Below are 2,417 nucleotides of genomic sequence, written 5' to 3'. Positions count from 1 at the left end.
GTATGAGTAAAATGTTTGTGGGTAGAAAATAATTTACCCTCTGGTTTGGTTGGTGGTCGTTAGACCGCCAACCAAACGCAAGCGCGGTAGTATGAGCAAAAATAAAGAAAAAGGGACTTTCTTTTTGTATAGTAGTGTTTGCGGACAAAACATACAAAAGGAGAAAGTCCCTATGAAACAAAATACCATAAAACTACCTACATTAAAAGAAATAGAAAGTGATTTATTTAAAACATTACAGGAAACTTTTTCGGAAGTTCTCGAGGAGCTGTTAACTGGGTATGACAGAGAAATAGCTGAACAACGAGATAAAGGAAGATATCAACTCAAAGATAAGAGAGCGATTCAGATGGACACCTTATTTGGATCTGTTTCAATTAAGCGAAATTACTATTGGGATCGTATCGGCAACAAATATGTCTATTTATTAGATCAATATTTACAGTTTGAGGGCGGTAAAGGATTTAGTCCAGTTGTGGAAGAAATGGCGATGGAATTGGCGGTTACTGGGCCATCATACAGACATGCATCTTCTACGTTAGAAAAATTACTTGGATACTCTGTAGCTAGTCATGAAGCGATTCGTCAACATTTATTACAAACAGAAGTTGTACCGAGCTTGCCAATCGAACCAAAAAGAAAGGTATTATTTATCGAAGTAGATGGCTTATTTATTAAACGGCAAGGTGGTAAGAAGCGCGGACGAGAAGAAAAGATCGCAGCTATCCATGAAGGTTGGTCTATGAATGGAAAGAGAGCCAGTCTTGTGGGAAAACGGCATTTTATTCATAAAGCAGAAGCACCTTTCTGGGAAGAGTTAGAACAATTTTTAATGGATACGTATCATTACGATCCAACTACTCATCTTTTAGCTATCAATGGGGACGGAGCTAGTTGGATAACTGCGTGCAGAGAGTATTTTCAAAAGAAAGCTTTTTTCACGATAGACAGATTCCACGTAGCTCGAGAAATCCAACGTATTTTTAAAGAACATCCTAGATATAAAGCGATACGAAAAAAGCTAGCTAAGTATGATGGAGAGGGATTATTAGTAGAGTTAAATAGTGCAGTGGCGACCCTGGATACAGAGAAAAAAGAAGAACGATTAGAAGCATTAATTAACCAGCTTTCTCCATATCCCGAGGCACTTGGAGACTATAGAATTTGGTTACAGGAACAAGGAATAGATACGAGTGATATGCGTCCGATGGGCAGCGCAGAAGGAACCATGAGTGTGTTTGCCAAGCGTCTGAAAAACGGAAGGGCATGGAGTGAAAAAGGAATAGATGCATTTATTCGATTCATGGTTGGCTTAAAAGATGGATTAGATATTAAAACACTGATCGGAACAATGACGAAACGATTGGAAGAGAAGGAATCAAATCATATAAAACCAAAATACTACCGTGAAAAACTAACCAAAACAGCAGGACAGGCAACAAGACAAAACATTGCCTATTTGAGTCAAACAACAGGAAAGCCACTATATCATGCGTTAAAAGCATTACAAGGATTTTAAAAAGGATTGTCGACGTTTAACTGTAAACTGTATTCTAAAAGGTTATGGATTTTAACAACATAGAAAACGCAGAGTGGATTGGAGCGAAAGGCACTTGACTCCTGCGGGACATAGAGGAAAGGTCGAGACCCCACAGCCGGAACGGCGAGGAGGCTCGACTTCCTCCCCGCGGAAAGCAAGTGCCTGTAGCGGAAAGGAACGGTCTATTGATCCCAAAAAATTTTACGAAAACAGCCTGACTATAAATAGAGTAAGTATAGAAAGCGTTAACAATAGAGATAGCAAACACACTGAAAAAGAGAGAAATTCCGACGATAAAAAATTTCTCCCACAAATACTTGACTCAAACTTTCTCATAAATCCTTTTGAAATTCCGTTCATTCTCAACTAGAATAATATAATCACCTGCATCAATCCCAGTATGGATAAACTGAATTACTTCCTCCATATAGTTTTTCCTATCGATATAAAAAAATAATACATGTAATTTTTCTTTCCCTTCTAAAAATTGCCTCTTTATATATTCCAATTAAGCACCTCTCCCTTTTTTCTAATTCCATTATAGTAGATTTTCTAATAAAAGTAAGTCTCAGATATTGGGGGAAATAAGCAGAAGCCGAAAGATAAGAAGAATTTTTCGATTATCCTCTAATTGGATAACTGAGAGTTGAAAGTTTAGGAAAAGGCTGGGACAAAACTAAATAACTAATTTTTAAAGACGAACAATCTCTAAGTTAACTCTTAAATAAAGCTAATTTCTCATGATGATTAGCTATGTTTTAAATATAGTCAAGTGTAAAAATAAGTCGTTCCATTGCGCTACAGACACTGCACTTGAGGCCACTGAAAAAGTGATTACCTGGTGAATCGGTAGTTACCAAACCATTCTAACTTAGTG

Annotated in this window: 2 protein-coding genes; one reads left to right on the top strand and one right to left on the bottom strand. The window is 37.2% G+C overall.

Features of this window, described 5'->3' with window-relative positions; translation table 11 throughout:
* The first annotated feature begins 172 nt into the window (after positions 1 to 172).
* Positions 173 to 1,519 (top strand): ISLre2 family transposase, encoded by a 1,347-nt coding sequence (locus ADJ83_RS08775; protein ID WP_048717475.1) that lies wholly within the window; start codon positions 173 to 175, stop codon positions 1,517 to 1,519.
* Positions 1,520 to 1,862: 343 nt separating this feature from the next.
* On the opposite strand, the gene ADJ83_RS08770 is transcribed toward ADJ83_RS08775, so the two are convergent.
* Positions 1,863 to 2,048 (bottom strand): hypothetical protein, encoded by a 186-nt coding sequence (locus tag ADJ83_RS08770; protein WP_048717539.1) that lies wholly within the window; start codon positions 2,046 to 2,048, stop codon positions 1,863 to 1,865.
* Between the last annotated feature and the right edge of the window lie 369 nt (positions 2,049 to 2,417).

It is taken from the genome of Bacillus sp. 522_BSPC, assembly GCF_001076885.1.
GTDB classification, from domain to species: Bacteria; Bacillota; Bacilli; order Bacillales; family Cytobacillaceae; genus Niallia; species Niallia hominis.
This window is presented reverse-complemented; position numbering and strand designations above follow the sequence as displayed.

What these genes read in the sequence shown, in the direction of transcription:
- ADJ83_RS08775 (WP_048717475.1), top strand. Translation starts at nt 173, where the DNA reads ATGAAACAAAATACCATAAAACTACCTACATTAAAAGAAATAGAAAGT.